The 3,870-nt window shown below is 70.7% G+C and carries 6 protein-coding genes; 5 read left to right on the top strand and 1 reads right to left on the bottom strand.

Annotation, left to right across the window (positions count from 1 at the left end):
- The 3 genes from Mterra_RS22610 to Mterra_RS19585 form a co-directional block, all read left to right on the top strand.
- On the top strand, positions 1-450 hold a 450-nt coding region (locus Mterra_RS22610; RefSeq protein ID WP_170159755.1), incomplete at its 5' end, for a hypothetical protein.
- A gap of 112 nt (positions 451-562) precedes the next feature.
- The gene (locus tag Mterra_RS19590) at positions 563-781 is read left to right on the top strand and encodes a hypothetical protein (RefSeq protein WP_027893518.1); all 219 of its coding nucleotides are present in this window, start codon (positions 563-565) and stop codon (positions 779-781) included.
- 11 nt (positions 782-792) lie between these two features.
- On the top strand, positions 793-1,146 hold the full coding sequence (locus Mterra_RS19585) for a hypothetical protein (RefSeq protein WP_147372959.1): 354 nt from the start codon (positions 793-795) through the stop codon (positions 1,144-1,146).
- Here Mterra_RS19585 and Mterra_RS19580 read toward each other — a convergent pair.
- Entirely contained in the window at positions 1,098-2,159 is a 1,062-nt protein-coding gene (locus Mterra_RS19580; protein WP_119316650.1) for a lipocalin family protein, read from the bottom strand. The genes Mterra_RS19585 and Mterra_RS19580 overlap by 49 nt on opposite strands.
- Before the next feature lie 288 nt (positions 2,160-2,447).
- Between Mterra_RS19580 and Mterra_RS19575 the strand changes: the two genes are divergently transcribed.
- Together Mterra_RS19575 and Mterra_RS19570 are read left to right on the top strand one after the other, a co-directional pair.
- A complete protein-coding gene (locus tag Mterra_RS19575; protein WP_119316649.1) occupies positions 2,448-3,218 on the top strand; it encodes a TatD family hydrolase in 771 nt (256 codons plus the stop codon).
- 41 nt (positions 3,219-3,259) lie between these two features.
- Positions 3,260-3,733 (top strand): HRDC domain-containing protein, encoded by a 474-nt coding sequence (locus Mterra_RS19570; RefSeq protein ID WP_119316648.1) that lies wholly within the window; start codon positions 3,260-3,262, stop codon positions 3,731-3,733.
- Positions 3,734-3,870 lie beyond the last annotated feature (137 nt).

Raw genomic sequence — 3,870 nt, 5'->3', positions numbered from 1 at the left:
CCCCCTGCCCCCGCCCCCGCCGGCGACGCCGACAGCGTGTGGCTGCAGGGCCTCCTCGAGCACCACCACCGCCTGGTGAAGCAGGCTCTGCGCGAGCTGCGGCCCAAGACGGCCGGCCTCGAGCTCACCGAGGCGCTGGCCCAGGGGCTCCTGCCCCGCATGGGCCACGCCGGCAACATCGAGTACGTGATCAAGGACAACCTGGCGCGGGCGCTGGTGAACGGCTACTTCATCCACTGGGACATCCGCACCGGCGGCCTCCCGCCCGGCGCTGAGGCCCAGGCCCTGTGGTACATGACCCGCGACCACAAGGAGCAGTTCGCGGAGTCGAGCGACCTCGAGGTGCTCGAGAACCTCATCGGGCGCCTGCGCAAGGCGGGCAAGCTCGAGAAGCTGATGATCCAGGCCCGCACCCAGGCCGGCCTCTACGGCGCGGGCCTGCGCGGCTGAAACCAAGACGCCGCGGAGACGCGGCGGAGGCGCCCGGCCGAGCAGCCTCCCCTACAATAGCCCCGGTTCGTATAACCGGGGCCGCGCCCATCGCGGCCGCCAGAGGAGCCCCATGAATTTACTGGACACATTCTTCAACATCGTCTTCGACTTCCTAGTCGCCCGCTTCCCCAGCGGCATCCCCCAGGCCGCGCTCAACGCCGTCCGGCCCGCCCTGGTCGACGTGCTGGGAAGCTTGATCCAGGACGGCAACCTGCGGATCTCCGCCAAGCGGCGGCTCGAGCTGCAGGAGAAGCTCGACACCGCGCTGCGCGACGCGGGGCTGATGTGAAGGAGCTGCGTATGTGGAGACGCTGGGTGTTGGGCTGGGCCGGGGCCCTGCTGCTGGCAGGCTGCCTCTTCAACGACGAGAGCGCGCGGCTGAGCATCGTGCGCTCGAGCGCCACCGAGGCCAGCGTGATCTTCTTCGCCGGGAAGGCGGCGGCCGAAGAGGTGGCCCTGTTCGTCGGGGGCGATGGCCTCAGCGTCCAGGACGCCCGCTGCCGCCCCCAGGGGCGCGGCCAGGGCTGTGAGCTGGGCACCGTGGCCGCCGAGAGCAGCTACACCCTCCAGGTCAGGGGCAGCAAGCTCTCGGCCAACGTGACCTTCTACCGCCCGGGCAGCAGCGTGCCCAAGTTCATCGCCACCGGCGAGTAGGTGCCCGCCACGAACTCGCCCATCCCCCTGGCCTCGACCGGGCTTCCCTGCCAGGTGCCCCGCCCCCGCACCGGGCCCTCCCAGTAGGCTACGCCCGTGGAGGTGGTGAGCAATTCCTGGTCCCGGCGCACTGGGGCGAGCTCGAGCTCCAGCCCCTCGGCCTCGACCCGCCAGGATAGCGCGTAGCTGCGCCCGCTGGGCGAGGTCCAGCGCTCGAGCGGGGTCATGCGCAGGTTTCGGAGCCCGGCGATCCGCCCCTGGGGGTCGGTCCGGCTCCCCGCCAGTTGCACCACCTCCCCGTCGGTCTGCCCGGCGCCCGGCGGCTTCTTGACCCGGTAGAGCATGAGGTCGCTGCCGTCGGAGAGGTGCAGCCCGAACCAGTCCCACAAGGCGTCCCTCCCGGAAAGCTGCTCGCCCCACTGGTGGTCCATCCAGGCCTCCCCCTGCACCGCGCGGCCGTTGATGCGCCCCTCGAGGCCCAGCCGGGTGTAGGAGACGTAGTACATGCGCCCCACCTCCCCGGTGCCCGAGTAGCCGGGCGGGTGCACCACGGCGGGCTTTTTGGGGGTTAGCCGCACGTCGAGCGGCCCCGCCACGAGCCGGTAGCTCGCCCCCTCCTGTACCAGCCTCCAGTCCCCCTGCTCGATGCGCAGCGGCGGGAACTCGATGACGGCGTCGCCGCGCGGCGCGTCCTGGCGGAAGTCGAAGCGCTCGTCGAAGAGCTTGCGGCCGGCGCGCAGGTCGGTCACGGCGAGGTGCGAGGCGTGGAAGGGCCCGGGGTACAAGAAGCCGAGGAACGCCGGCCCCAGCCGCGGGGTGAAGTACCCCTTGAAGACGGCCCAGTGGAAGGCGATCCCGTCGTCGGGCAGGTACCCCGAGACGTACCACCACTCCACCGCCACGGGGTTGGGCCCCCAGTTGCCCGCTTCCGGCGGGCGGGCCGGGTCCACGTCCTGTAAAACAGGGACGCAAGCCGCCAGCAGCAACACGAGCCCGGCGCAGAGGGGCTTCATGAGGCCATTCTAGCGGGCAGCGGGCATCGGGTCGCGGGTTCAGGATGACGGGATCGGTGGCCGATAGTCGATGGTCAAGGGTCGAGGGCCAGGGCGTCTTGCGTATTGCGTTTCGCATACGGCGTACGACGTAAGACGTAGGACATGCGTCTTGCGTTTTGCGTCTTGCGTTTTGCGTTTGGCGCCTCGCGTACGACGTAAGACGTACGACGTACGACCCCTATCAGACGTACGACCCGCGCCCGGCTATCCGCTATCGCCCCTCGACCTACCCTTAGGCTATTGATCGTGACCGACACCCACTGCCACCTCGACTACCTCGAGCCCGCCGAGCTCGCGGGGGCCCTCGAGGCCGCCCGGGGCTTCCGCGCGATGCTGACCATCGGCACCGAGCCTGCTAAGTCCCTCCGCAACCTGCAGATCGCCGCTTCCGCCCCCAACGTCTGGGCGGCGGTGGGGATACACCCCACCGAGGCCGAGCGCTGGCGCGAACACCGGGAGGAGACCCGTGAGCTCGCCCGCCACGAGCGGGTACGCGCCGTCGGGGAGAGCGGTCTGGACTTCTACTGGACCCCCCAGACCCGCCCCCATCAGTACGAAGCCCTCGACTGGCAGGCCGAGCTGGCCGCCGAACTGGGCCTGCCCCTCATCCTGCACGTGCGCAGCGCCCAGGGCGACGACCAAGCCGAGCTCGAGGTGGCCGAGTGGCTCCGGCGCAACCGGCCGCCTAAGGCCGTGCTGCACGCCTTCGGCGGGCACCCCGCGCTGGTGGAGGCGGGGCTCGAGGCCGGCGCCTACTTCAGCTTCGCAGGGCCGTTTACCTACAAGAAGAACACCCGGGTGCGCGAAGCGGCCCGGCAACTCCCCCTCGAGCGCCTCATGGTCGAGACCGACACCCCCTTCCTCCCCCCCGAGCCCCACCGGGGCAAGCGCAACCAGCCCGCCTACGTGCGCCACACCCTGGAAAAGCTGGCCGAAGTGCGCGGCCTGAGCGCCGCCGAGACGGAGCGCGTCACCGACGCCAACGCCCAGCGCTGCTTCGGCTTCACCCCCGCCTGAGGGCCCGTTGCCCACCGCCTGCCGCGGGCTAGAATACTTCCATGCGTTGCCAGGCCTTCACCCTCCGCCTCGACGAGCGCCAGAGCCTCGACCTCCAACGGCTCAACGACTTCCTCGAGCGCGTCCAGCCCATCCAGGTCTCGAGCGCCCTCGTGGCCGGCTCCGCCCCCGTGTGGTCGGTCCTGGTCTTCTACGAGGGCGAGGCCGAACCGCCGCAGCCCGTCGCCAAGACCGACAGGGCCCAGGCCGAAACGCCCGCCGAGCGGCCGCGCCCCGCCCCCGCCAACGAAGCGCTCTACCAGGCCCTGCGCGACTGGCGCAGCCAGAAAGCCCGCGCCGAAAACCTCCCCCCCTACATCATCGCCCACGACGCCCAGCTCGCCGCCATCGCCGACGCCCTGCCCACCACCCCCGAAGAGCTCACCCAGATCAAGGGCTTCGGCCCCCGCAAGGCCGAACGCTACGGCGATGAGATCCTGGCACTCGTCCGGAAGGCGGGAAGCGGGAAGCGATGAGCGGTCAGCTATCAGCCGTCAGCGGTAAGCACGTGGCCTGTGGCTCGTGGTTCACCCCTCCCCGTCCCCCAACCCTCCCCGCGCGCGGGGAAGGGGTATCCCCCCCTGCCCCCCTTGCTAAGGGGGGTGACAAGGCG

Origin of the sequence: Calidithermus terrae (assembly GCF_003574345.1) — a bacterium.
GTDB lineage: Bacteria > Deinococcota > Deinococci > Deinococcales > Thermaceae > Calidithermus > Calidithermus chliarophilus.
Note: the sequence above shows the minus strand (reverse complement) of the source record. Positions and strands in the feature narration are given on the sequence as shown.